This is a genomic window from Catenuloplanes niger (genome assembly GCF_031458255.1).
GTDB classification, from domain to species: domain Bacteria; phylum Actinomycetota; class Actinomycetes; order Mycobacteriales; family Micromonosporaceae; genus Catenuloplanes; species Catenuloplanes niger.
Map to the genome: position 1 here is coordinate 8,962,302 of NZ_JAVDYC010000001.1, position 25,407 is coordinate 8,987,708.

Genomic DNA, 25,407 nt, shown 5'->3' on the forward strand with positions numbered 1-25,407 from the left:
GTCAGGCTCCTTGCCGGGTGAGGGCGGTCGGCCGTGCGCCGGCCGGGCGGTCCGGTGCGGGCACGGGTATCACGATCTGGGTGGGCTCGGGGGCGGTCTCGTCGATGCCGGCCGTGAACGGCCGGCCGTCGTCCCGGCAGATGAACTGGACGACGTGCCGCCCGCTGGCGGCGGCCCGGATCAGGCCGCCGATGGTGGTCCACACGCCGGAGAGGTAGAAGTTCGACAGGCCGGGCAGCACCGGGCCGTTGCGCTCCAGTTCCTGCTCCATGGTCTCGCCGCCGTCGACGAACGGCAGCCAGCCGGCGATCGACCCGTCGTAGTTGGCGGTGTAGCGGATCTGGGTCAGCGGCGTGGAGACGTCGTAGGTCACGATGGAGTCGGCGAACCCGGGGAAGCGCGCGTCCAGCAGCCGGATCAGGGTGTCCCGGATCTGGCGCTTGGCCGTGTAGTAGGCCCGGCCGCGGCGTACCCGCAGGGTGTGCAGTTCCTCGCCCTTGCGGACGCGGCTGGCCTGTTCCGGTCCGTCGGCCAGCTCCCGCCAGGTGGCGGTGTCGGAGAAGTACGTCACGAAGACGACGGACGTCTGCTCCGGCGAGTGCTCGGGATAGTGCCGGCTGCGGAACTGCACGTTGATGCCCGGGTGCGCGCCCATCCCGACCAGGCCGGCGGACTCCTCCTCGGTCAGCAGGTGCGTGGTGCACGGGTCCTCGTCCGGGAACGGCCGGTTGAGGGCGAAGAAGGCGCTGACGTACCCGGGGTAGGTCTGACCCGGCTCGTTGATCGTCTCCTCGTACAGCCGCCGGTAGGTCTCGTTGAGGTAGCGGCCCTTCAGCATCCGGGTGACCGCGGTGTGCCCGTCGCAGGCGGCGACCACGATGTCCGCGTGGTACTCGCGCCCGTCGCTGAGCCGGACCCCCGTCGCGCGGTCGTCCTCGACCAGGATCTCCTCCACCTTCGCGTTGTACGTGATCTCGCCGCCGAGCCGCTGGTAACGACGCTCGATCGACCGGGCCAGCTCCAGGGACCCGCCCTCGGGCACCCCGGCGGTCTGCCCGGCGTGCGCGCCGAGCTGGAAGTAGAACGGCAGCAGCGGGAAGGCGGGGTGCCGTTCGTACAGGATGAAGTTGAACGCCTCGCGCAGCAGCGGGTCCTTGAACCGCGCCGAGTAGTCGGTCATCAGCGTGGTGAGGGACTTGCGCACGGTGTTCCAGTACGGGAGGAAGACCGCCAGCATCCGCCAGCGTTCCAGCCGGCCCATCAGGCCCGGGGGCTTCAGGAACGGGTACGCGTTGAGCAGCTTCTTGAACGTGCGCACCCCGGAGCAGAACTCGCGGATCAGTCGCGCGTCCGCGGGGGAGTGCTCCAGCAGGTGCGCCTCCAGCCGGTCCGGGTCGGAGTAGAAGTAGACGGTCCGGCCGTCCCGGCCGCGTACGTTGTTGAACGTCTCGAAGGTGCGCATCTGCTTGCCCTGCAACGCGCCGAGCTCGAGCCAGATCTGGTACATGTCGTTGCCCGGCCCGCTGCCGAGCAGCCAGCTCACGCACCAGTCGAACGTGAACCTGCCCTGGTCCCAGGAGGTGCAGCAGCCGCCGGGCAGTTCGTGCATCTCCAGGATCTGCGTGCGGTACCCGTTCATCCGCGCGTAGCAGCCGGTGGCGAGGCCGGCGAGACCACCACCGATGATGATCATCGTTTCCCGCTGGGAAACCCGTTCTGACATGTGCGTCGACATCCCCTCGATGTGTGAGCCGGTGGTCAGCTGGGGTCGCCCAGGACCTGGCGGATCAGGGCGGCGTTGCGGACGGCGTGCTCCTGGTCGAGCATCTCGGCGTGCGTGCCGGAACCGGCCAACAGCTCGTCCCGGTGGGCCGACGCGCCGGTCCAGCTCCCGCGCTCGCCGGCCGCGTAGAACGCGGTCTTGTCCTGATCACTGAGGACCGTCACGGTCGCCCGGACCGTGCCGGTGTTCGGCGTCCGGCTGCAGAACTCGATGTAGTCCCGGGCCTGCTCCCGGGTCTCCCGGGCGACGATCTCCGACCCGGTGTGCCGGAACAGGTGCTCGGCCAGCTCCCGCTCGAACGCCGCGAACTCGTCCGGCCCGAACTCGAACGTCTCCGCGATCCGGTACGAGTCGACGACGATCACGTGGCGCACGGTCCGGCCGCGGCCCTCCAGCTCCTTCGCCACCTCGAAGGCCAGGTTCCCGCCGAGGGAGTAGCCGAGGAGCAGGCAGGGCCCCGCGGGCTGGAGCCGCTCGACCAGGTCCGCGTAGCGGGCGACCTTGTCGTCCCCGGCCAGGTAGTTCAGCCCGACCGTCCGCCACCGCGGCAGCTGCGCCGCGAACTGGCGGTACACCAGCCCGTGCCCGCCGGCCGGCGGGAAGCAGAACAGGGTCGCCCCGCCGTCGGGGTTGAACGTCAGGTAGGGCTGCCCGCCGCTGAGCCGGCCGGTGACGATCTGCTCGACCGTGCCGGCCATGCCGCGCAGCGTGGTGATCCGGAACAGCCGGCTCACCTGGATGTCGATGTTGAACTCCTGCCGGAGCCGGTAGATCAGCTCGACGAGCTTGATCGACGTACCGCCGGCCTCGAAGAAGTCCAGCCGCAGATCCGGTTCGCAGCCGAGCAGCGCGCGCCAGTGCTCGGCCGTCCGGACCTCGTACAGCGTGACCGGCGGTTCCGGTTCGCCGGCGCCGGCCTCCGGCCGCGGTGCCGGCAGCGCGGCGGCGTCGACCTTGCCGTTCGACGTCAGCGGCAACGCGTCCAGCGCCACCAGGTACGCCGGGATCATGAAGGTCGGCAGCCGGTCGGCGAGCCAGCGGCGCAGCTCCCGACCGTCGGGCGGGCTCTCGCCGGCCGGCACCCAGTAGGCGGCGAGCGCGGGCTCACCGGTGGCGTCCGGCCGGACCACGACCACCGCGTCCGCGACCTCCGGCCGGCTCAGCAGGTGTGACTCCACCTCGCCGGTCTCGATCCGGTGCCCGCGCACCTTGACCTGGTTGTCGGCCCGGCCCAGCAGGTGCAGCACGCCGTCGGCGTCCCACCGGCCGAGGTCACCGGTGCGGTAGAGCCGCAGCGCGGCCGCGTCCGGGCGGCGGCTCAGCGTCCGGGTGACGAACCGCCGCGCGGTCTGCTCCTCGTCGCCCGGATAGCCGGCGGCCACCCCGTCCCCGCCGACCCACACCTCACCGGGTACGCCGGGCGGGACCGGCTCGCCGTGCCGGTCGAGCAGATAGACCGCGCTGTTCGGGAACGGCCGGCCGATCGGCACCATCCGGCCGGGTTCCAGCCCGTCCGCCGGGCCCTCGAAGTACGTGGTGTCGATGGTGGCCTCGGTCAGCCCGTACGAGTTGACCACCCGGGTGCCGGGACCGCAGACCGCGCGCAGCCGCTCGTACTCCTCCACCTTCCACACGTCCGAGCCGACCACCAGCAGGCGCATGAAGTCCAGCCGCTGCTCGTCCCGTTCGCAGTGGGCGAGCAGGCCGCGGACGATCGCGGGCACGAACTCGCCGCAGTCCACCCGCTCCTCGGTCATCGTGCGGTACAGCCGGCCGGTGTCGAGCAGCAGGTTGCGGTCCGCGAGCACGAGCGTGCCGCCGGAGCAGAGCGCGCGGGTCAGGTCGCCGGTGAAGACGTCGAACGCGACGCCGGCCATCTGCAGGTGCACCCGGACGTCGGAGTCCAGGCCGTACTCGGTGCGCCAGCCCGCGTACACGGCGGCCAGGTTGCCGTGGGTGACCCGGACCGGCTTCGGCACGCCGGTCGACCCGGAGGTGTAGACCACGTAGGCCGGGTCGTCGCGCGTCACCCGCACGTCGAGCTCGGCCGTGGGCTCCCGGTCCGCCTCCGCCAGCAGCGCCGCCACGTCGCGTACGTCGCCGGACGCGGCCGACAGGCGGGCCAGTCCGGTGTCGTCGGCGAGCACCAGCGCCGCACCGGCGTTGCCCACCAGGTACGCGAGGCGCTCCGGCGGGTATCCCGGGTCCAGCGGCAGGTAGGCGCCGCCGGCCCGGAGCACCGCGAGGATCGACGTGACCAGGTCCGCGGACTTCTCCTGGCACAGCGCGACCACGGTGCCGTTGCCCACCCCGAGCCGCCGCAGCCGGTGTGCGAGCGCGCGGGACCGGCGTTCCAGCGCGGCATAGGTCAGCCGGTGCGCCGGCCCGGACCCGGCCGGTGACACGACCGCGTCGGTGCCGGGCCGCGCCGCGGCGGCCGCGACGATCAGCTCGTGCACCGGTGGGCCGTACTCGGCGTGCCGGTCCGCGCCGCTCCACGCGGTGAGCAGCCGCTCGCGCTCGTCGTCGGCGAGCAGTTCCAGCCGGGCGACCGGGGTGTCCGCGGCTGCCGTGGTCAGCGAGTCCAGCAGCCGCACGTAGTGCCCGGACAGCCGCCGGACCGTCTCCGGCAGGAACAGGTCGGTGTTGTACTTGAACACGCAGTGGAAGCGCTGGTCGGCCTCCTCCTCGTACACCGACAGGGTCAGGTCGAACTGGCCCTCCTCCTCCGGCAGTTCGATGTACTCCAGCCGATAGCCGTACTTCTCCGTCGCCACCTTGTGCGTGAGCAGGATGAACATCGCCTGGAAGACCGCCGACCGGCTCGGGTCGTGCTGCAGGCCGAGCTGCTCCACCAGCAGCACGAACGGGTACTCCTGGTTGTCGAGTCCGTTGAGGACGGTCTCGCGCACCTGGGCGAGCAGCTCGCCGACGGCCGGGTCACCGGCCAGGTTCGCCCGCAGCGGCAGCGGGTTGACGAAGTAGCCGTAGACCGACCCGAACTCCTCCTGGGTACGACCGGTCACCGGGCTGCCCACGATGACGTCGTCCTGCCCGCTGTAGCGGTGCAGCAGCACGTAGTAGGCGGAGAGCAGCACCATGAACGGGGTGACGTGGTGCTCCCGGGCCGTGGCGTGCACCCGCGCGCTGAGCTCCGCGTCGAGCGTGAAGAACTCGGACGCGCCGTTGTGGGTCTGCACCGCGGGCCGCGGATGGTCCGTGGTCAGCTGGAGCGCCGGGATTTCGGCCGGCAGGTGCGCCGTCCAGTAGTCCAGCGAGCGCTTCGCCTGCGGACTCGCCAAGAACCGGTTCTGCCAGTTGAGGAAGTCGAGGTACGACGACGCCACCGGCGGCAGCGACACGGTCTCGCCGCGCCGCAGCCCCTCGTAGACGGCGAGCAGCTCCTCGATGAACGTGAACGTGGAGATGGCGTCCGAGACGATGTGGTGGACGGCCTTCATGATGATCCAGCGGTCCTCGCCGCGCCGGAACAGCCGGAACCGCAGCAGCGGATCGTGCTCCAGGTCGTACGGGCGGCGGTACTCCCGGATGATCGCCTGGTAGACGTCGTCCCACTCCGCGCCGCGGACGTCGAACAGCGCCACGTCGGCCCGGGGCTCCGCGGAGATGCGCTGGACCGGCCGGCCCTGCTCCATCAGGAAGTTCGCCCGCAGGCTCGGGTGCCGGGCGATCAGCACCCGCACCGCCTCGAACATGAGGTCCGGCTCGATCGCGACGCGGACCTCGACCGCACCGCCGATGTTGTAGGCGAAGCCGTCCGGGTCCAGCTGCTTGAGGAACCACAGCGCGTTCTGGTTCTGGGTGAGCGGATACCGCGCCTCGTCCGCGTGGACCGTCACGTCCGCGGCGGTGACGTCGCCGGCGTCCAGCGCGTCGAGCAGGCCCTCGTGCACCTGCCCGATCAGGTCGGTGACCGAGACGCCGCTGAGCAGCGCGACCACCGGCAGGGTGACGTGCAGCTCGGCGGAGATCCGGGCGCGCAGCTCCATGGCCAGCAGCGAGTCGAGGCCGAGCGCGGTGACGCCGGCCGACGGGTCCACCGTCTCGGCGGGCGTGCGGAGCACGTCGGCGACGACCGCGACGAACCGCTCGCTCAGCAGCCGGTGCCGCTCGTCCTCGCCCGCGTCCCGGAACTCCTCCAGGAAGCTGCTGTGCGTGGTGTCCGCCGGCTGCGCGGCCGCGGCGGCCAGCTCGGCCACCAGCGCGGGCGGCCGGTCGTACCAGGAGAGGAAGGCCGGCCAGTTGACCACGGTCGCCACCATCAGCTGCGGGTGGCGCTCGCCGGCGACCCGTTCCAGCACCGCCATGCCGGCGGCCGGGGACAGCGAACTCATGCCGCGGTTGTTCCGGTAGTGGTCGACCAGGCCCAGCTCCTCGATCATGCCGGTGGCCCACGGCCCCCAGTCCAGGCTCAGCGCCGGCCGGCCGGTGGCCCGCCGGTGGTGGGCGAGGGCGTCCAGGAACGCGTTGCCGGCGGCGTAGTTCGCCTGCCCGGCCGTGGTCAGCAGCGAGGCGATCGACGCGAACAGCACGAAGTGGTCCAGCGGCTCGTCGCCCAGGTGCCGGTGCAGCAGGTAGGCGCCGGTCACCTTCGGGTCGTACGCGGCGTCGAACGTCTCCCGGTCCATCTGCGCAACGCGGGTGTCCCGGACCTGGCCGGCGAGGTGGAACACGCCCCGGATCGGCGCGGACCGCAGCCGCCGGTACTCGTCCAGCCAGCCGGTCAGCGCGCGCTCGTCGGTGACGTCCACCCGGGCCACGAGCGGCTGGCAGCCGAGCGTCTCCAGCTCGGTCAGGAACGCGATCCGGTCCCGGGTCGCGGCGTCCCAGCCGGGTTCGTCCCACCGCTCACGGGGCGGCACCGGCGTGCGCCCGGCGAGGACGAGCCGTCGCGCGCCGCGGCGCACCAGGGTCCGGCACAGCAGCCGGCCGAGCGCGCCGAACGCGCCGGTGACCAGGTAGGCGCCGTCCGGCCGCAGCCGCAGCGGCAACGGGCGGTGCAGCTCCGCCGCGGGCCGCAGCCGGCAGGTGAACCGGTCACCGCCGCGCAGCGCGACCTCGTCCTCGTCGTCGTGGGTCAGCTCCCGCCACAGCGCCACGGCCTCCGCCCGGCGGTCCGGGTCCGGCACGCCGAGATCCACGATCTTGCCGCGGTGGCCGGGCAGTTCCTGGTCCCGCAGCACGCGGGCGACACCCCAGGCGGGCGCGGCCGCCGGCTGCGGGACGCCGGCCCCGTCCACCGGCTGGCTGTTGCGGGTCACGACGTGCAGCCGCTCGCCGGTCTCCCGGCCGGACAGTGCCCGGGCGAGCGCGATCAGGGAGTAGGCGCCGAGCGTGCCGCAGCCGGGCAGGTCCGGGGCGGTCAGGTCGCCGAAGTCCGGCAGGTCGAGGTTCCACAGGTGCAGCACGTGATCGGCCGGGCCGCCGCTCTCGGCGAGCACGCGGCGCAGGTCGTCGGCGGAGTCCGGCCGTACCGTCGAGCGTCCCGCGGCCGCGTCGACGTGCGGCGCGGTGCCGGGCCGGACCAGGTGGCACCGTCCGCCGTGCGCGGTGACCAGGGCGGCGAACTCCTCCGCCAGGCCGGTGCCGTCGGCCAGGATCAGCCATCGCGCCCCGGCCGGCGTCGCGTCCGCCGCCGGTGCGGGCAGCGGCGGGAGCGGCACCCACGCCGGTGCGGCCAGCCAGCCGTCGATCGTGGCGACGCTGACCGCGGCCGACGCCTTCTCCACGTCGGCGGCCCGGAACGCGCGGACCGTGCCCACCGGTGTGCCGTCCGTGGCGTACACCGCCAGGTCGCCGACGAGCTCGTCCGCGGTCCGCCGGGTGACCGTGGCGTGCACCCACAGCTCCCGGTCGCCGAACGCGTCGAGGGAGACCTCCCCGATGGACAGCGGCAGCCGGATGCCGCGCCGGCCGTCGTCCCCGGCCGGCTCCAGCAGTTGCGGGGTGAGCAGCGTCTGGAAGGCGGCGTCGAGCAGCGCCGGGTGGGCGTGGAGCGCGGTGGCGTCGCCGCCCAGCGCGGCCGGCGGCCGGAGCCGGGCCAGTGCCTCGTCCGGCCCGATCCACACCTCGGCGATGGCCTGGAACGCCGGGCCGTACCCGTATCCCTGCGCGGCGAGCCCGGTGTAGCACTCCGCGGACGTCAGGTGCAGCGCGGTGCGGTCGCGGATCGCCGCCACGTCCAGCGGCGGCGTGTCCCCGCGCGGCCGGCCCGCGGTCAGCGCCCCGGTCGCGTGCACGGCGGGCTCGGCGGCGTCCGCGGTCAGCGAGGCCACCGTGAACACGCCGTCCTCCGCGGCGACCGCGGTCTGCACGGTCCGGGTGTCGCCGCCGGTGAGGAACAGCGCCTTGCGCAGCTCGACGCCGGTCAACGTGACCCCGGCCCCGCCGGTGACCGCGCGGGCCGCCTGCGCCGCCATCTCGAGGTAGCCGGCGGCGGGGAAGACGACGTTGTCCTGGATCCGGTGATCGTCGAGGTAGGGTGCGGCCTCGGTGTCCAGTTTCGCCTCCCAGACCGGGCCCGCGGTGGCCAGCCGCCGCCCCAGCAGCGGGTGGTCGCGCCGGCCGAGCCGGATCTGGGCCACCGGTGCCGGCTCCACCCAGAAGCGGTCGGTCCGGAACGGGTACGGCGGAAGCGGCACCGTGGACCCGGCCGGCTGCAGCACGTCCCAGGCGATCGGGAAACCCTCGGTGAACAGCGCCGCGAGCGACATGATCATCCGCTCCGGCTCGTTCTCGGCGCGCCGGATCGACGGCAGCGTCCGGCCCGTCACGTCGCGGTCGGCCAGGCACTCCTGGATCGAGTGGCCCAGCACCGGGTGCGGGCCGATCTCCAGGAAGAGCCGGTAGCCGTCGCCGATCAGCCGGTCGGCCGCGGCACCGAACCGGACGGTGTCCCGCACGTTGCGCCACCAGTACCCGGCGTCGAGCTCCGGCCCGTCCGCCACGCCGTCCGTCGCGGTCAGGTAGAGCGGCACCCGGGCCTGCCTCGGGGCCAGCCCGGCGAGCGAGGTCAGCAGTTCGTCCTTGATCGCCTGCATCCGCGCGCTGTGGTACGGCACCCGCACCGCGAGGAACTTCGCGAACGTCTGCTCGGCCGCCAGCCGCCCGGCGAGGTCGGTGAGCGCGTCCTCGTCACCGGCGAGCGTGACGGCGCCGGGGCTGTTCACCGCGGCCACCGAGATCGCGTCGCCGTAGGGCTGCACCCGTTGCCGCGCCTCGGGTTCGGTCAGGCCGACCGCGAGCATGGTGCCGGTGCCGACCAGCTTCTGCTGGAGCCGGCTGCGGTGGACGACCACGCGCACCGCGTCCTCCAGCGTGTACACGCCGGCCTCGTAGAACGCCGCCACCTCGCCGGTGCTGTGCCCGACGATCGCGTCCGGCCGGATGCCGTAGCTGCGCCACAGCGCGGCGAGACCGATCTGGACCGCGAAGTTGGCCGGCTGGGCCAGCCAGGTCTCCGCCATGTGCGAGTCGACCTCGTCCGCGTTCAGCTCGTCGACCAGCGACCAGCCGGTGAGCCGGCGGAACACCCAGTCGCATCGTTCGACCGTGGCCCGGTAGACCGGCTCGGTCTCGAACAGCTGCCGGCCCATCGCCCACCACTGCGGGCCCATGCCGGTGAACACCCACACCAGGCGCCGGTCCGCCGCGTCGCGGCGCTGGCCGGTCAGCACCCGGGGGTGTGGCTCGCCGCGCCCGTAGGCGGCCAGCGCCTCGTCCAGCGACTCGCGCGAGGAGTAGACGACCGACAGCCGGGAGTCGTGGTGCTGCCGCCGGTGCGCCAGCGTGTGCCCGAGGTCGGCCAGCGCGACACCACCCGCGTCGCCGCCGGTCAGTTCCGCGTGGACGCCGGCGGCCAGCCGCGGCAGCACGGCCGGATCGCGGGCGGTCAGCGGCAGCATCGTGTGACCCGGCACGGCGGACACCGCGGCCGGCCCGGTCACGGGCGGCGCCTCCTCCAGCAGCACGTGCGCGTTGGTGCCGCCGAACCCGAACGAGTTCACCCCGGCCCGTGCCGGCCCGGTGTGCGCCGGCCAGGGCGTCGGCTCGGTGGGGATCTCGAACGACAGCGACGCCTCGTCGATCGCGGGATTGATCCGCTCCAGGTTGATGTGCGGCGGGATGATCCGGTGCTTGAGCGCCAGCGCGGTCTTGATCAGGCCGGCGACGCCCGCGGCCGACTCGGTGTGCCCGATGTTCGTCTTGACCGAGCCCACGTAGCAGCGCTCGCCCGGGGCGCGGCCGATGGCCAGCGCGCGGCTGAGCGCGTTCGCCTCGATCGGGTCACCCACCGGCGTGGAGGTGCCGTGCGCCTCGATGTACTGCAGGCTGCCGGGCGACACGCCGGCCTCGGCGCAGACCCGCTCGATCAGCGACGTCTGGGCGTCCGCGTTCGGGACCGTGATGCCGTTCGTGCGGCCGTCCTGGTTGACACCGCTGCCGGCGATCACGGCGTAGACCGGGTCGCCGTCGCGCACCGCGTCGGACAGCCGTTTCAGCACGACGACCCCGACCCCCTCCGCGCGTACGTAGCCGTTCGCGGACGCGTCGAACGTGCGCGACCGGCCCTCCGGCGACAGGAAACCGCCCTTGGTCTCGGCGATCGTGTACTGCGGGGTCAGGTGCAGCAGCGTGCCGCCGGCCAGCGCGACCCGGCTCTCCCCGCGCAGCAGGCTCTGCCGGGCCAGGTGCACGGCGACCAGCGACGAGCTGCACGCGGTGTCGATCGACAGGCTCGGCCCGCGGAAGTCGAAGCAGTAGGAGATGCGGTTGGAGACCATCGTCATCATGGTTCCGGTCGCGGTGTGCGCGGCCAGGGTCTCGAAGCTCAGGTCGGCGAACTGCAGGATCTTGTAGTCCAGCGTGAACGCGCCGACGAACACGCCGACGTCCGTGCCGGCGAGGTCACCCGGGATCTGCCCGCCGTCCTCCAGCGCCTCCCAGGCGACCTCCAGCAGCTTGCGTTGCTGCGGATCCATGTGCTCGGCCTCGCGTGGGCTGATGCCGAAGAAGGCCGGGTCGAACTCGGCCACGCCGTCGATGTAACCGCCCCGGCCGCCGATCAGCCGGCCCGGCTTGGCCTTGTCCCGGCTGCCGAGCGTGCGTACGTCGTACCGGTCCGCGGGTGTGTCGGTGATGCAGTCCTTGCCGTCGAGCAGGTTGCGCCAGAACGACCGGTGGTCGGAGGCGCCGCCCGGCAGCCGGCAGCCGATGCCGACGATGGCGATCTTCTCCGGGGAGGTGGCGTCGAGGGAGTGCCTCATTGCTCAGTCCTTGGGGGTCGGTGGGATCGACGGATGGCTCAGTAGCGGCGGTCGCCGCGGAGGGGGTGCAGCAGCGTCGCGCCGACCGCGCCGACCGGTGGGAACGACGCCGGGTCGGTCACCCCGATGGCCGCCGGCCGGCGGCCCGGCCGCCAGGTGAAACTGCCGAAGAGCTGGTCCCAGACGGACAGGTCGGAGCCGAAGTTGCCGGCCTCCGCGAGGTCCGTGCTGTGGTGCAGCCGGTGCTGTTCCGGGCTGGCCAGGACGTGGTTCAGCCAGCCGATCCGCACGTCGATGTTGGCGTGGGTGAAGTAGCCCTGCACGACCACGAACAGGCCGACCAGGAAGACGGACGGCTCGGAGAACCCGGCGAACGCGAGCGTCAGCTGCACCGCGCCCTGGGCCAGCACGATGTCGAAGATGTGCGAGACACCGTTGTTGCCGACGTTGACCTTGTCGGGCAGGTGGTGGACGCCGTGCAGCTTCCACAGCCAGCTGTTGGTGTGGCCGAGGCGGTGCATCACGTAGCTGCCCAGGGAGCCGGCGAGCAGGGCGAGCGGGATCTCGGCGGCCGGTGGCAGCGCCGGCTCGGCGGTCGCCAGCGCCGCCACCAGCCACGACACCGCGAGCTGCGCGATGCCGCCGCCGAGCAGCGTGAGCAGGAAGTAGGTCCCGTACCAGCGCCACTCCCGCCGGCTCGGATGCCAGGCCGGGTCGTACGGGATCAGGCGTTCGAGGATCGCGAAGTAGGCCAGCGTGCCGAGCAGGAACGCGAAGTTCGCGACGCCGAGGTCCCAGCCGAGCCGCGGGCCGGCCAGGCCGACGACGGCCATGGCGACCAGGAGCGCCGGGTAGGACAGCACCCGCAGGCCCGCGCGGACCACGGCGGCGGGCGTCGACGTCGACGTCGACGGTACGGGAGTGTGTTGGGCTGAGATGTCCATATCGCCTCCATTGCGAAATGAATGCCGGATGGCGCCATGAACCGTCCGCCGATCGGAGCGGAAGGCACTCAGGAACGGGTTGTGGTGACACCGCGGATAAGTCGTCGTCCCGATTGTTCTCGTAGTCCGCTTTCTTATCGACGAGAGCGAGGGGCGCCGCCGATGCCATTTCGGGTGAGCCTGCCCGTGTGCAGGCGACGCTACTTAACGGAGTGGCGCGAACACGTTGCACAGTCAACCGGAGGTGCCATGGAGATCGGAATATCCCGCGACGGGGAATCTAGGTCAGGAAGCTGACAGGTGATTCGCCGATTGATTCACATCATGTTGTTGCGCTTTTCTTCCGGGTCGGGTATCGGCCACGTGGATGTGCGAATGCGGATTTCGAACCGCGAGGAAATCCCACGCGGGCGTGGCCCGGATTGCAATGCGGTTTCCGGGGTCTTGCCGCCGGGTTGCGGTCGCGCGGAATGGCGAGAACTTGAATTGGTGGCCAATTTGAGTGAATGAATAATTCGGTGTGACAATTTGAGAGGTGATCGGTGTGCGCGGCACTGCCGGCGGGCCCGCGTGCGACCTTCCGCCCGGAGCGCCGGCCGGCGACGCGGCCGGCCCCGGCACGTGGCCACCCACCTGCGCCGCTCCGACCGCCGTCCCGACCCGGCGGGCGGGGCGTCCCGGCATGCCGCGCCCACCGGGACGTCCCGCTGGGCGCGCCGGCGGCACCGCGGGGCTTCGCGACGTGCCGGCCCCGCCGTCCGGTGCCCGGCTCCGCCGCGACGGGCGCGGCACGCCGATCCCCGCCACCGCCCGGCGACCCCACGAGAGCCACGCCTACGCGGGATGATCGTCGGCCGCTACTTCTACGGCACCGCCGACATCGTCAGGTCCGGGTCCGGCTCGTCCGGCGGTGCTCGGCGCGGCGTTGATCCAGGGCCGGACGGCGCACAGCCCGCGCGATGCGATGCGCCGGACACGGCCACGTCGGAGTGTTTCTCCAGGTCAGGGTCGCACTGATCGAGACAGCGTCGCGCCCGGCCGGCCGGATGCGGCCTGTGCCGCGGCTATGTCGACAGCCGCTCACGAAGCCGGAGCATGATCCGGGACAGCAGGCGGGACACCTGCATCTGTGAGAGGCCGACGTCCGCGGCGATCCGGTGCTGCGGCAGTTCGGCCACGAAACGCAGGATGACGATCCGCCGTTCGCGCGCGGTCAGCTCGGCCAGGCAGGTGCGCAGCGCATCCCGGGTGGCGATGCCCTCGATGTCCGGATCCGCGGCGCCGAGCATCTCCCGCAGCGGCACCCGCCGGTCGTCCATGAGCTGGTCCAAGGAGCCGACCCACTGCACGCTGGCCTCGCGGCAGGCGGTGCGGGCGCGCTCGACGTCGACACCGAGCGCGGCCGCCAGTTCACCGAGATCGAGCGTGCGCTGTTCCCGCTGCGCCAGCCGTTCACCGGCGGACGTCAGCCGCGCCCACAGCTCCTGCGATCCGCGCGGGATGCGAATGCGGCACACGCTGTCCCGGAAGTGCCGCTTGAGCGCACCGGTGATGGCCGGCGTCGCATAGCCGGCGAACGGCACACCCAGCCCGGGGTCGAAACGGTCCACCGACAGGATCAGGGCTACGGCGGCGACCTGGCGAAGATCGTCGAGCGGCTCGCCGCGTCCTGCATAGCGGGCGGCGAGTCGGTTCGCCAACGGCAGCCAGTCCTCGATCACCCGTGCCCGCAGCAGGACGTGGAGGCTGTCGCCGGCTGGTAGCGCGGCAAGCCGGCGTAACCTGTCCGCGCGGGACTCCGCGGCACCGGGCGAGACCGGGGTACGTGTCGGACCAGCCATGATGCACCTCCGGGCGAGGCGGCGAGCTGTCGCCCTCTGGTTACGGTGATTGCCGCCGGCGCGCCAGGGCCGATCGGCCCTGGCCCGCGCGTGCACCGAGGGAGGCGCCGTCCGCGCACGCCTCAGGGTCTGGAGATCAGGACGGGGCAGTCCGCATGGTGGATCAGCTGCAGCGCCACCGTGCCGAGGAGTGTCGCGGGGGTGCGCCCGGTACCGTGGTGGCCGACCACCACCAGCGTGGCGGTGTGTGACAGTTCCACCAGCATCCGCGCCGCGCCTTCCTGGACGGCGGCGGCCTGCACCGGCGTGTGTGGGTACCTGCGCCGCCACGGGGCCAGCGTCTCGGCCAGCGCGGCCTCCTCCGCCTCGGCCAGCCGCCGCAGGTCGGGCACCGGCGGGGACCCGGCCGAGCTGTGGGCGCGCACCGCCAGCAGCGTCGCACCTCGCGCCGCCGCCTCGGCGAAGGCCAGGCCCACCGCCTGTTCGCCACCGGGGGAGCCGTCCGTGCCGACGACGACCGGCCCGGCGCCGGGGTCGGCGTCGGACCGTCCGCGGACGATCACCACCGGCCGGTCCGCGTGTGCCGCCACCCGCTGGCCCACCGAGCCGAGCAGCAGGCTGGCGAACCCGCCACGGCCGCGGTTGCCGACCACGACCAGCCGAGCGGACGAACGGCCCAGCAGCGCCGGGACCGTCTCCCCGACCACCACCTCGGCGCACACCGGCAGGCCGGGAGCGGTCTCCCGCGCGGCACGCTCCGCCTCGGCGGCGATCCGTCTGGCGTGCGCGTCCACTCCCTCCCGGTACTCGACCGCGCCGGCGAAGCGGTCGGCCAGCCAGCCGAAGTCGTAGGCGTGCACGACACGCAGGTGCACGTCGTCCCGGCGCGCCTGGCGTGCCGCCCACCGGACGGCGGCCCGGCCGTGCGTGGAGCCGTCCGTGCCCACCACGATCTCATCCATCGACGTCCACCTCCGCCTTCACCGTCCGCCGGCGGTGACCCGGCGGACAGGGGCGTTCGTCCCGGAGCCGCCGCACCGGTCGGCCCTGCCGTTGCGAAGGCGTGCGGCGCCGGCCACGCCGGCCGTACCGGCGAAGGTGGTGGCGGGATTCATGACCGCTGTCGCAGGGTGTGCGAGACTCCGCCGGTGCGGGCGCCGGGGTCCAGCACCGTCCAGTCCTTGCACATGCCGGCCATCATCACCGGCAGGTCCGGGAACCGGCCGGCGTCGGCCTGGACGGTGATGCTCAGCCGGCCGGCGTACGACATCGCCAGAACGGACACGGCCAGGTTCCCCGCCAGGCTCCCGACCGGCACGATGTCCTGGACCGGCAAACCGAGCACCCGGACCGGCTCCGCGGGACCGATCAGGTCGCTCTCCACCAGGTTGACCAGGTGCTGGTGCAGCGCGAACCAGCGAGCCACACCGAGCCGGGACAGCAGCGTCAGCAGCCGGTTGCCGGCGTCGGCCGCCTGCTCGCGCTTGGCCCGGCCGGTCTCGCGGGCGATCTCCCGCAGCCGGGCACCCGGATCCGGCTCACAGACCGGAAGCCGCACCAGGAACCCGCCGGCCCGGTTGCCGGTCGCCGGCCCGGCCGCGTTCCCCGGGCGCAGCGACACCGCGACCGAGGTGTGCAGCCGGACACCGTCCACCGGCTCGTGCCGCCCCCGCAACAACGCGCGGAGCCCACCCGTGGCCAGCGCCAGCACGAGATCGTTGATGGTGGCACCGTGCCGGTGCGCGGCCCGGCGTGCGTCGGCCAGGTCGACCCGCAGCACGGCCAGCCGGTGCTCACGCCCGACCGGCCCGTTCAGCGACGTCCGCGGTGCGCCCCGGGCCCGGCGAAGGATCCCGGCCGCCGGCCACCGGCCGCCCGGCCACCGTGCCCGGATCCGCCGGCTGCGCGGGTCGTCCCGGATCGGGTTCCGCCGGCACCGTACGTTGTCCAGGACCACGTCTCGCCACGGCGGCGCGGGTTCCGGCAGCCATGGCGCCGTGGATTCCGGGCCGTTCAGCAGGGCCGAGACCAGCCGGATCGCGCCGAGGCCGTCGGTCACCACGTGGTGCAGGACGAGGACGACCGCGACGGCCTCGCCGGCCGGCCCGGTGACCAGCCACAGGCGCCACAGCGGATGCGCGCGGTCCAGCAGCGGCATCATCAGGCGTTCGGTGAGCCGCAGCAACGCCGGTTCGTCACCGGGCGGCGGCGCGGCGACCTGGTGCACGTGCCGCGCGACCGCGAAGTCCGGGTCGTCGATCCACAGCGGCCGGCCGCCCGGGGACCACGGCCGATGGATGATCTGCCGCAGTCGGGGTGCCGCCGCCAGCCGCCGCTCGACCCGTGCACGCAGCGCGGCCAGCGGCACGTGGGAGCGCCGGCCCGGGGCCAGCACCGCCAGCGCCGCCATGTGCATCGGCGTCCGTGGCGACTCGACCGCGAGGTTGAGCAGATCCTCCGCGGTCAGACGCGGATATCGGCTGCTCATCGGATCCCTCCTCGGTGGCCGGCGGCGCCGGCGGGGCGTGCGGCCCCGCCGGAGCCGCCGGGTGGGTGGGGGTCATCGGCACCGGATACCGGGGACGAGATCACGCATGAACACGTCCTCGTGGCCGTTGGTGTCGGCGAGGACCAGGCCGGTGTCCTCGGAACTGAAGCCGATGTGCCGGCCGTCCGCGCTGATGTCGACGGGGTTGGCTCCGGTCTCGTACGTCACCTGCCTGCCGCCGGTGGAGACGCTGACCCGGATCGTCGTCGTGGTGGCCCGGTCGTGCACGAACACGTCACCGACACCGTTGGTGTCGGCGGGGACCAGGTTGGACGCGGACGACGTGAACGCCACGTAGCGGCCGTCGCCGCTGATGGCCACGCGGACGCTGCCGTTGTCGGCCTGCTCACCGGTGCTCGACGCGCTGACCCGGGTGGTCCGGCCCGCGAGCAGCTCGCGGACGAAGATGTCTCCGACGCCGTTGGTGTCACGGGGCACCAGGTCCGACGCGGACGACCAGAACGCCACGGAACGGCCGTCCGGGCTGATCGCGGGATCGCCGCTGCGCTCGTTGCCCGAGCTCGCGCTCAACGAGACGCTGACCAGGCGGGTGGTGCCGGTCAGCCGGTCCCGGACGAACGCGTCCGCCGCGTCGTTGACGTCGCCCGGCACCAGATTGTCTGCCAGCGACGCGAAGACGATGAAACGGCCGTCGTAGCTGAGCTGCGGGTGATAGCTGTGCCAGTTCCCCTGGGTGCCGTCGGTGGACGCGCTCACGCGTGTCGTCGTCGAGGTGACCAGGTCGCGGACGTACACGTCCATGGCGACGTTGTTCTCACCCGGGACCAGGTCGGACGCCCAGGAGGTGAAGGCGACGAACCGGCCGTTCCCACTGATGCCCGCCCCGGAACTCTCGTAGTCCGCCTGAGCGCCGCCCGAGGAGACGCTGACCCTGTTGGTCGTTCCGGTGATGAGGTCCCGCACGAAGACGTCCGAAACGCCGTTGGTGTCCTCCGGCACCAGATCGGACGCGTATGACGTGAACGCCACGTACCTGCCGTCGGCGCTGATGCCGTCGACGTAGCTCGACCCGTTCGCTGGTTCTCCGCCGACGGCGGCGCTGACCCGCGTGACCCGGCCGCTGCTCCGATCGCGTACGAACACGCCTACGCCCGCGTCGTCGTCGGCGGAGATCAGGTTGGTCGCGCCCGAGGTGAACGCGACATGGCGACCGGTGGCGCTCAGCCGGGGGTTGATGCTCGGCCCGTCGGTCTGGAGGTTCCGGTCGGTCACGCTCACCCGGCACGTCACCCCCTCGGACGCGGAGCCGTCCACCGCCCCCGCCGGAGCGGCCGGCACGGCGGCGATCTGCAGCACGATGGCGACGGCCGACAGAACCTTCCAGCCGGCGCCGATGCCCGTCGACAACATAGTGATCACCTCTGCTCGATGCGCTGATTCCCGGTCGAGGTCATTGACCCGCCCGGTGCTCGGTTGCCGAAGAGCCGAAGGTCCCGGTTTCTGACCGGCGAGGATGGGCCCTCACCGGCACGAGGGACATAGGGACAACATCCACCGCCCGCAGAGGACCTCGGCTACCTCGCGCCGGGCCGTGTTCTACCGGCGGCAGGACGCACACCACCCCGTCATTGCAGGGGTCATCGTGCGACGTCCTGCCGGGCGAGGTGGCCGGCGAGCAGTTCGGCGACGTCATCGGCGGCGGGTACGCGGCCGGCCACCAGCAACCGTTCGTCGACGACCAGCGCCGGTGTGTTCAGCACACCGAAGGCGGCGATCTGGGCGTAATCGGTGACGTGACCGATCGTGGCCCGGAGACCGAGCCGGGCCAGCGCGGCGTGGACGGCGTCCTCCATCGCGGCGCAGGAGGCACAGCCCGGACCGAGAATCTTGATGATCATGGTGCTTTCCTCTCAGAGCATGGCGTTGAACAGGTAGCCGACGGCGAGGATGCCGGTGGCGACGACGGCGACGAACGCGGCCAGCAGGCGTGGGCGCAGCACGCGGCGGAGCAGGATCAGCTCGGGCAGGCTGAGCGCGACCGTGCTCATCATGAACGCCAGCAGCGTGCCCATCGCCAGTCCCTTGGCATGCAGGGCCTCGACCATCGGCAGGATGCCGGCGGCGTTGGAGTAGAGCGGTACGCCGACGGCCACCGCGATCAGCGGTGCGAACGGGTTGCCGGGCCCGGCATAGCGGGTGAAGAACGCCTCCGGCACCCAGCCGTGGATGACCGCGCCGAGTGCGATACCGGCCAGGAGATACGGCCAGATCCGGTGCAGCGTCGCGCGGGCCTCGTCGCGGCCGATCCGCATGCGCTGGGCCCAGCTCGGTCGTGCGCCCGGACCGGCTACGCCAGGCACCGTGATGCTCAGCACGAACGGCTCGACCCACCGATCGGCGCGCAGCCGGCCGAGCAGCCAGCCGGCGACGATCGCGATCAGCAACCCGGACCCCACGTACAGCGCGGCGATTCTGAATCCGAAGAGACCGTAGAGCAGCACCACGGCGACCTCGTTGACCAGCGGACTGGCGATCAGGAAGGACATGGTGACGCCGAGCGGCACGCCGGCGGCAAGGAATCCGATGAACGCGGGCACCGCGGAGCAGGAGCAGAACGGGGTGAGCACCCCCAGCCCGGCGGCCAGTACGTTGCCCGCGCCCGCGCGTCTGCCGTCCAGCAGCGCGCGGGTGCGTTCCAGCGGGACGTAGCTGCGCAGGACCGCGACCGCGAAGATGATTCCGGCCAGCAACAGCGTGATCTTCACGGTGTCGGCGAGGAAGAAATGCACGGCCGAGCCCGCCCGCGTGTCCGCGCGCAGGCCCCACCAGCCGTAGACGACGGCGTCCCACAGCGGACCGTTGACGAGCAGCGCGGCCGTCCAGCACACAGTGGCCAGGACGGCTGAGCCGGCGTGGCGCAGTGAGACGGCAGTGACGACTGGTGTGCTCACCCGCTCATCGTCTTCCTCTGACCCGGTGTGCCCAGGGGCGAAGGTCCCGGCGTGGGCCGATCGGCCCCGCAGTCGTCGGCGGCCCCGGGCCAGCGTGGGACATGGCCGGTGCCGTACCGGTCGTCGAGGACGACCGGCAGCTGCGCGAACTGGTCCGGCGCCATCTGCAGCGGGCCGGGCACACGGTGCACAGCACGGGCTCCGGCCCGGCGGCGATCGGTCGTTGCGGCTGGGCCGCATCGTGCAGGATCTCGCCGACCTGTCCGCAGCTGAATCGGCCGTGGCTGGACGCGGTCGTGCGGGTGGCCGACACCGGGCCGGCCGTCACCGTCGCACACCGCCGGCGGCGGCCCGGCGGCGCAGGCCGGTGAGGACCACGCCGACGATGCCGGTCGCGAGCACGCCGATCGATGCCCACTGCGCCGGCGGGCTCCAGCAGCGGTCCGGCAGCTGCCCGGCGAGGACGAGGACACCCATCACCACCACGAGCCAGCCGAACGCCGCACGCAGCGTGGTTGCCGGGACGCGGCCGGACAGGCGTGCGCCGAGCAGGCTGCCGGTGACGGCGGCGGCGGTGACGGCGGCGGCCGTACCCCAGGGAATCTGCACGCTGGACAGGTGCCCGGCGAGTCCGGCCGCCGACTGTGCGGCGATGACGAGCAGGGACGTGCCGATGGCGACCGGCATGGTCAGTCCGCCGAGCAGCACGAGCGCCGGCACGATCAGGAAGCCGCCGCCGGCACCGAGTAGTCCGGCGACCAGTCCGGTGGCCGTGCCGGTGAGCACCGTGCGCCATGCCGGTGACGGCCGGACCGGGCGACCCGGCGCGGCGGGCCGCCCGCGGAGCATCGCGATCGCGGTGGCCAGCATCAGCAGCGCGAAGCCCGTGAGCAGCACCGCGTCCGGGATTGTGCCGGAGATCCGGCCCCCGGTGTAGGCCCCGGCCATGCCGGCCGTACCGAAGAGCAGACCGGTACGCCAGCGCACCCGCCCGGCCAGCGCGTGTGGGACCACGCCGATCGCCGCGGTGACGCTCACGACCAGTAGTGACGTGGCGATCGCCGGTTTGGCCGGCAGCCCGGCCAGGTAGACCAGCAGCGGTACCGCCAGGATCGACCCGCCGCCGCCGAGCAGGCCGAGGCTGACACCGATGCCGGCGGCCAGGACCACGGTGACCGTGAGCATCACGGTCACCGGTGGTCCAGCGGCAGTCCGGCGGCCGGGGCGTTGGCGAAGTCGTCGTCGACGGCGACCACCCGGTGGCCGGCCGCGGCCAGGAGCGAGGCGGCGATCGACGCGCGGTAACCGGCGGCGCAGTGCACCCACACCTCGTCGCGTGGTACCTCGCCGATGCGGCGGGGCAGCTCGTGCAGCGGGATGTGCACGGCGCCGTCGATACGCGCCTCGCCCGCCTCGAGGTTCCTCCGGACGTCGAGTACGACGACGGTCCGGTGGTGTCGTACCCGGCCCAGATCGGCGAACGTGGCGCGCGGGAAGGTCGCCGGATCACCGTCGGCCACCCACCCGGCCGGTCCGCCGGTGGCCTGTGCGGCGGGCCGGTCGATGCCGATGCGGACCAGCTCACGCTGTGCCTCAGCGATCTGTTCGGGAGTCTCGGCGAGCAACGTGAGCGGCGCATCCCAGGGAATGAGCCAGCCCAGGTACGTGGCGAAGCTGCCGTCCAGTCCGATGTTCAGCGTGCCGGCGACGTGCCCGGCCGCGAACGCGACGCGGTGGCGCAGGTCGACGACCCACTCGCCGGCGGCGATCGAGGCGCGGATGCCGTCGGCGTCGGCGCGCCGTGGCGGGCTCAGGTCCGGGGCGGCCGGGCCGGCGGCGTTGGCCGGTGCCATGTGCGCGTAGTAGGCGGGCCAGGCATCCAGGCCGGCCAGTAGATCGGCGACGAAGTCCTGCTCGGCGCGGGTCAGAGCCGGGTTGGCGCGTTTCTCGGCGCCGATGGTGGAGGCGGCTGCGTCGGCCTGGGTGGCGGCGCAGAAGCTGCCGAAGCCGTGGGTCGGATAGACGCCGGCGGTGTCCGGCAGTTCGGCCAGCCGGTGCACCGAGCGGTACTGATGGTGGACCAGGTCGTGGGTGTGGCCGGGGCCGAGCAGGTCGGGTCGGCCGACCGCGCCGTACAGCAGCGAGCCGCCGGAGAAGACCGCCACGGGTACGCCCGCCACCTCCAGCGCGTACGACAGGTGGGTGAACGTGTGGCCGGGCGTCGCGAGGACGCGGACCCGCAGCGTCTCCCCGACGTCGATCACGTCGCCGTCCCGGATCGGAACGCGGGCGAAGGACACGGGATCCGCCGCGTTGACGTGGTATGCCGCCCCGGTCTTCTCGGCCAGCGCGTGACCGCCGGTGACGTAGTCGTTGTGGATGTGCGTCTCGAAGACGTGGGTGATGCGGATCCGCTCGGTGGCGGCGAGGTCGAGCACCCGGTCGATGTCGCGCTGCGGGTCGACGACGAACGCTGCGCTGCCGTCGTGCACGAGGTAACTGCGGTCGCCGAGTGTGGGTGTGTCGATGGACAGAATCCGGAACACGGTACGGCCTCCGGCTCAGGCGGCGCGGCGGCCGCGGACGACTGGGTGACCTGCTCGCTGCCAGGCGGACGTGCCGCCGCGGACGGACCAGGCGTCGATGCCCGAGCGGTGCAGCCGGGCGGCCGCGGTGAGACTGCGACTGCCGCTGGCGCAGATGACGTACACCGGCCGGTCCTTGGGTAGTTCACCGGCGCGGACGGCGACCTGGCCGAGCGGCATGCGCACGGCGCCGGGTACGTGACCGGTCCAGTACTCGAACGTCTCCCGTACGTCGATCACCACGGCGCCGTTCCGGTGCCGCTCGGTGAACGTGGCCAGATCTACTTCCCGCATGTCTCCTCCTTGGCGAGCGCATACCCCCGGGGGTATCCATGTGACGACCATAGCGCGGTCCAGCTGCCTGGCGTCAAGGGTGGTGAGATACCCCATGGGGTATGCCGGGGCGGCCGTGCGATCGCGCCGCAGGCCGGTGCTCCTCATACCCCGTGGGGTATACTTGCCGCCTCGATCAAGGGAGGTCGGCATGGAGATCGACGGCGACGCGCTGACGGACGTGGTCAAGCGGTTGCGCCGGGCGGAGGGGCAGATCCGGGGAATCATCACCATGCTCGAGTCCGGCCGCGACTGCGCCGATGTGGTCACCCAGCTGGCCGCGGTCTCCAAGGCCCTGGACCGTGCCGGATTCAAGATCATCGCCACCGGGTTGCGGCAGTGCGTGACCGCCGAGAGGGACGGCGCGGAGCCGTCCCTCGACGTGGCCCGTCTGGAGAAGCTGTTCCTGTCGTTGGCCTGACCCCGCTCGCCCGCTGCGGGTGACGTCGTCGGCCGCAGCCGCACGGCGGGGGCGGCGGACCGTCCCCGCCGCCGTGGCGCCTACCGAGCTGCCCAGCGGGTGAACGCGGCCAGTTGCCGCTCCGAGGCCGCGAGCAGGTTCGTGTACGCCTGCGTGACGTCCGGGGCGGTCAGCCCGTCCCGGGCGGCCCGCAGGGCGGCGATGTCGTCGCGTTCCACCCGCTGACCGACGGCCAGGGCCGCGGCCAGACTCCGCCCGCCCCGGGCCAGCAAACCGTCGTAGACGCCTTGGACCACGCCGTCACTGAACGAGCCGGCCGGCCGCTCGGTGGTCGGGTCCGCGACGCCGTAACGGCGCAGCAGCACCCGGATGGCGTCCAGGTGCCGGGCCTCGGCCGCGACGAAGTGGTCGAAGACGGCAGCGTCGTAGCTGATGGCGAACGCCGCGTACAGGTCGTGCGCGAGCTTCTCCTCCTGCGCCATCGAGGCCAGCGTGGTCTTCTGCGCCGCGGTGAGAGTGCCCTGCGCGGCGGTGATCGCCTGCCGTGGGCAGGCACCGTCGCCACGACCGAGCCCGTAACCCATGTCGTGACCGAGCCCGGCCCCGTAACCCATGCCGTGCCCCGGGCCGGCGGTCGCGGTCCCCGCCGGGCCGGGACCGGACGGGCCGTTGCCGGCCAGAGCCGGAACCGCGACCGCCGGACCACCCAGCATCAGCGCCCCAGCCGTCACGAACGTGGCCGTACGGTGAATGACGATCCTCATGGCCTGCTCCTTCCTTCGCTGTCTGATACCCCTCGGTCGCGCACTGCCGTGACGACGGCGTGCAGCCGGTGCGCAGACCGAGTGGACAACCACCGCCAGGCGCGCTGATCAGGCGTAGCCGTGCGCCGTCTGCCCGGCGCGCACCAGGTCGTAGGCCTCCTCGACGGCCCGCATGGCGTCCGGCGCGCGACAGGCGCCGAACCGGATACCGGCAGCGGTCCGGACCGCGTCCAACCGCAGCCGGCCGGTCAACGCGGTGAACGCGCCGAGCAGCGCCGCGACCGGCTCAGGTCCGGCCGCGGGTACGCGCGGCAGCCGCACGGCCGGGACGACCGCCAGGTCCCAGCCGTCGCGCGGCGGGTCGAGAACGGCAGGCCCGGCCGAGCCGGCGATGACCAGTCCGCCGGGCGGCAGCCCGACCGTCGCATCCGGCAGGCCGGGTAGCCCGGCGTCGATCACGATCAGGCAGTCCGGCGTGCGTACCGGGCCGGACGCCCGGATCAACCGCCGGTCGAGCCGGCACCAGCCGACGTGGTCCCGGTGGGGCCGAGGAGCCCGAGGCGGCGGGCCGATCTGGAAGTACACGTGATCGACGACCGCGGCGAGCGCCATGGTCTCCATGGCGGCGCAGACGAGCAGGTGGTCCCGGCCGTGCACGCGAACCTCGTACATGCTCGCCTCCCTCCGATGCCGACCGTAGGCGCACCGTCCGGCTGTTCCAGGGTCGAACGCCCCGAAGCCGTCGTACGGGCCTCGCCCGGTGAGAGGGGTGCCGGCACCGGCCATGGACGGGCCCCGCGTGACAGCTGACCTCGCGCCGGTCCGGTCGTGCGACGGGCCGAAGGTCCCGGCAGGCGGAGTCGGCCGGCCGTGTCCGGCGCCGTCGGCGGACGTGACGATGCTGGTGGGCTCCGCGAGGCGAGGAGGCGTCATGTCGGTCAACATGGTGGAGGTCGGCCACGTAGATGCCGACGTCTACGACATCCGGGTACGCGACCACCTGCTGTCGGTCGACCAGCCGGTCGAGGCGGGCGGCTCGGACAAGGCGCCGACACCGGTCGAACTGTTCGTGGCGTCACTGGCCTCGTGCGTGGCGTTCTACGCCGGCCGTTACCTGCACCGGCACGGCATCGACCGGACCGGTCTGCGGGTGCACGCCGAATACGACCTGGCCACGGACCGGCCGGCCCGGGTCGTCAGCCTGCGGATCACGATCCGGCCGCCGGACGGGTTTCCCGCCGAGCGGGTCGCCGCGCTGACCGCGGTTGCGGCGCACTGCACCGTCCACAACACGCTCACCGTACCGCCCGATGTCTCGATCGTCGTGGGTTAGCACGGGCGTCGCGTCGCGGAACGGACTGGGCCACGGGCGGGGCGGGCCGACGTGCCTGGTACGTGCCGGAACCGTTCGGCGGCGTGGTCCGCCGGCGGCCAGCCGATGACCTGAATCGGATCATCCTCGGGGGACAGATCGTGGTGGTGGCCGGGCCGCCGACGATCCGTACGCTGATCCGGGCACCAGCCGCGAGCGGGTGTGCGCGGCACCGGAAGCCGGCCGGTGGACCACCCGCCGGCCGGCTTCCGGTCTACCCGAGCGGTACCCGCCACACCAGCGAGGTGCCGTGGCCGTCCGGACCCGGGCCGGCGTGCGGTCCGCCCCAGCCGCTCCGCACGGACGAGTGACCGCCGCGGCCCGGTGCCGTCGTCGACACCCGGGCCGGACGGCCCTGCCGGACCCGTCAGTCCCGGGAGAACCTGCGGATGAGGGCCGCCGGGCAGCGCGGCCACGGACCGAGGGGGTGCCGGCATGACCGTGATCTGGCTGGTGGCGTGGCTGATCGACAGCACACCTGAGGTGGCGTCCTGGGGACCCTGGAATGCCTGGGGCATCGCCCTTTTCGTCTGCCTCGCACTGGACCTGCTGGGCGCGTTGCGCGGGCGCCCGGTGCGAGAACGGGGCAGAGGAACACGATGAGCTGGATACGTGTC

The 25,407-nt window shown here is 72.8% G+C and carries 17 protein-coding genes; 3 read left to right on the top strand and 14 right to left on the bottom strand.

The genetic code is table 11. The annotated features are described in order from the left end of the window. Position 1 precedes the first annotated feature (1 nt). The 12 genes from J2S44_RS39380 to J2S44_RS39435 form a co-directional block, all read right to left on the bottom strand. Entirely contained in the window at positions 2-1,723 is a 1,722-nt protein-coding gene (locus tag J2S44_RS39380) for a phytoene desaturase family protein (RefSeq protein ID WP_310425177.1), read from the bottom strand. A gap of 35 nt (positions 1,724-1,758) precedes the next feature. Continuing rightward, positions 1,759-11,070, bottom strand: coding sequence for a non-ribosomal peptide synthetase/type I polyketide synthase (locus tag J2S44_RS39385; protein WP_310425180.1), 9,312 nt, complete (start codon positions 11,068-11,070; stop codon positions 1,759-1,761). 38 nt (positions 11,071-11,108) lie between these two features. Beyond that, positions 11,109-12,014: a sterol desaturase family protein gene (locus J2S44_RS39390; RefSeq protein ID WP_310425183.1), complete on the bottom strand. Its 906-nt coding sequence runs from the start codon at positions 12,012-12,014 to the stop codon at positions 11,109-11,111. 1,064 nt (positions 12,015-13,078) lie between these two features. Beyond that, positions 13,079-13,855: a sigma-70 family RNA polymerase sigma factor gene (locus J2S44_RS39395; protein ID WP_310425186.1), complete on the bottom strand. Its 777-nt coding sequence runs from the start codon at positions 13,853-13,855 to the stop codon at positions 13,079-13,081. 122 nt (positions 13,856-13,977) lie between these two features. After that, a complete protein-coding gene (locus tag J2S44_RS39400) occupies positions 13,978-14,817 on the bottom strand; it encodes a universal stress protein (protein WP_310425189.1) in 840 nt (279 codons plus the stop codon). 149 nt (positions 14,818-14,966) lie between these two features. Continuing rightward, positions 14,967-16,343, bottom strand: coding sequence for a wax ester/triacylglycerol synthase domain-containing protein (locus J2S44_RS39405; protein WP_310425191.1), 1,377 nt, complete (start codon positions 16,341-16,343; stop codon positions 14,967-14,969). Positions 16,344-16,415: 72 nt separating this feature from the next. Next, entirely contained in the window at positions 16,416-17,774 is a 1,359-nt protein-coding gene (locus J2S44_RS39410) for a TolB family protein (RefSeq protein ID WP_310425194.1), read from the bottom strand. 227 nt (positions 17,775-18,001) lie between these two features. Beyond that, on the bottom strand, positions 18,002-18,262 hold the full coding sequence (locus J2S44_RS39415) for a thioredoxin family protein (protein ID WP_310425197.1): 261 nt from the start codon (positions 18,260-18,262) through the stop codon (positions 18,002-18,004). Between the two features lie 12 nt (positions 18,263-18,274). Next, positions 18,275-19,315 carry a permease gene (locus tag J2S44_RS39420; protein ID WP_310425199.1) on the bottom strand — a complete coding sequence of 347 codons (1,041 nt, stop codon included), beginning with the start codon at positions 19,313-19,315 and terminating at the stop codon, positions 18,275-18,277. Between the two features lie 324 nt (positions 19,316-19,639). Continuing rightward, positions 19,640-20,509 carry a sulfite exporter TauE/SafE family protein gene (locus J2S44_RS39425; RefSeq protein ID WP_310425202.1) on the bottom strand — a complete coding sequence of 290 codons (870 nt, stop codon included), beginning with the start codon at positions 20,507-20,509 and terminating at the stop codon, positions 19,640-19,642. Continuing rightward, on the bottom strand, positions 20,506-21,861 hold the full coding sequence (locus J2S44_RS39430; RefSeq protein WP_310425205.1) for an MBL fold metallo-hydrolase: 1,356 nt from the start codon (positions 21,859-21,861) through the stop codon (positions 20,506-20,508). Before J2S44_RS39430 ends, J2S44_RS39425 begins: the two co-directional genes overlap by 4 nt. A 15-nt stretch (positions 21,862-21,876) precedes the next feature. Continuing rightward, positions 21,877-22,194 carry a rhodanese-like domain-containing protein gene (locus tag J2S44_RS39435; protein WP_310425208.1) on the bottom strand — a complete coding sequence of 106 codons (318 nt, stop codon included), beginning with the start codon at positions 22,192-22,194 and terminating at the stop codon, positions 21,877-21,879. A gap of 190 nt (positions 22,195-22,384) precedes the next feature. On the opposite strand from J2S44_RS39435, the gene J2S44_RS39440 reads away from it, so the two are divergent. Next, positions 22,385-22,654, top strand: coding sequence for a metal-sensitive transcriptional regulator (locus tag J2S44_RS39440; RefSeq protein ID WP_310425210.1), 270 nt, complete (start codon positions 22,385-22,387; stop codon positions 22,652-22,654). A gap of 80 nt (positions 22,655-22,734) precedes the next feature. On the opposite strand, the gene J2S44_RS39445 is transcribed toward J2S44_RS39440, so the two are convergent. Beyond that, positions 22,735-23,418 (bottom strand): DUF2202 domain-containing protein, encoded by a 684-nt coding sequence (locus J2S44_RS39445; protein ID WP_310425212.1) that lies wholly within the window; start codon positions 23,416-23,418, stop codon positions 22,735-22,737. A gap of 108 nt (positions 23,419-23,526) precedes the next feature. Next, positions 23,527-24,090 carry a 2-oxoacid:acceptor oxidoreductase family protein gene (locus J2S44_RS39450; RefSeq protein ID WP_310425214.1) on the bottom strand — a complete coding sequence of 188 codons (564 nt, stop codon included), beginning with the start codon at positions 24,088-24,090 and terminating at the stop codon, positions 23,527-23,529. Between the two features lie 259 nt (positions 24,091-24,349). Here J2S44_RS39450 and J2S44_RS39455 point away from each other — a divergent pair, with 259 nt between their 5' ends. Next, complete coding sequence (locus tag J2S44_RS39455) at positions 24,350-24,751, top strand: OsmC family protein (protein WP_310425216.1); 402 nt, start codon at positions 24,350-24,352, stop codon at positions 24,749-24,751. A 474-nt stretch (positions 24,752-25,225) separates the two neighbouring features. After that, a complete protein-coding gene (locus tag J2S44_RS39460; RefSeq protein WP_310425217.1) occupies positions 25,226-25,393 on the top strand; it encodes a hypothetical protein in 168 nt (55 codons plus the stop codon). Positions 25,394-25,407: the final 14 nt, after the last annotated feature.

Coding starts and splice junctions, on each gene's coding strand:
- J2S44_RS39380 (WP_310425177.1), bottom strand. CDS start 1,723: ATGTCAGAACGGGTTTCCCAGCGGGAAACGATGATCATCATCGGTGGT.
- J2S44_RS39385 (WP_310425180.1), bottom strand. CDS start 11,070: ATGAGGCACTCCCTCGACGCCACCTCCCCGGAGAAGATCGCCATCGTC.
- J2S44_RS39390 (WP_310425183.1), bottom strand. CDS start 12,014: ATGGACATCTCAGCCCAACACACTCCCGTACCGTCGACGTCGACGTCG.
- J2S44_RS39395 (WP_310425186.1), bottom strand. CDS start 13,855: ATGGCTGGTCCGACACGTACCCCGGTCTCGCCCGGTGCCGCGGAGTCC.
- J2S44_RS39400 (WP_310425189.1), bottom strand. CDS start 14,817: ATGGATGAGATCGTGGTGGGCACGGACGGCTCCACGCACGGCCGGGCC.
- J2S44_RS39405 (WP_310425191.1), bottom strand. CDS start 16,343: ATGAGCAGCCGATATCCGCGTCTGACCGCGGAGGATCTGCTCAACCTC.
- J2S44_RS39410 (WP_310425194.1), bottom strand. CDS start 17,774: ATGTTGTCGACGGGCATCGGCGCCGGCTGGAAGGTTCTGTCGGCCGTC.
- J2S44_RS39415 (WP_310425197.1), bottom strand. CDS start 18,262: ATGATCATCAAGATTCTCGGTCCGGGCTGTGCCTCCTGCGCCGCGATG.
- J2S44_RS39435 (WP_310425208.1), bottom strand. CDS start 22,194: ATGCGGGAAGTAGATCTGGCCACGTTCACCGAGCGGCACCGGAACGGC.
- J2S44_RS39440 (WP_310425210.1), top strand. CDS start 22,385: ATGGAGATCGACGGCGACGCGCTGACGGACGTGGTCAAGCGGTTGCGC.
- J2S44_RS39445 (WP_310425212.1), bottom strand. CDS start 23,418: ATGAGGATCGTCATTCACCGTACGGCCACGTTCGTGACGGCTGGGGCG.
- J2S44_RS39450 (WP_310425214.1), bottom strand. CDS start 24,090: ATGTACGAGGTTCGCGTGCACGGCCGGGACCACCTGCTCGTCTGCGCC.
- J2S44_RS39455 (WP_310425216.1), top strand. CDS start 24,350: ATGTCGGTCAACATGGTGGAGGTCGGCCACGTAGATGCCGACGTCTAC.
- J2S44_RS39460 (WP_310425217.1), top strand. CDS start 25,226: ATGACCGTGATCTGGCTGGTGGCGTGGCTGATCGACAGCACACCTGAG.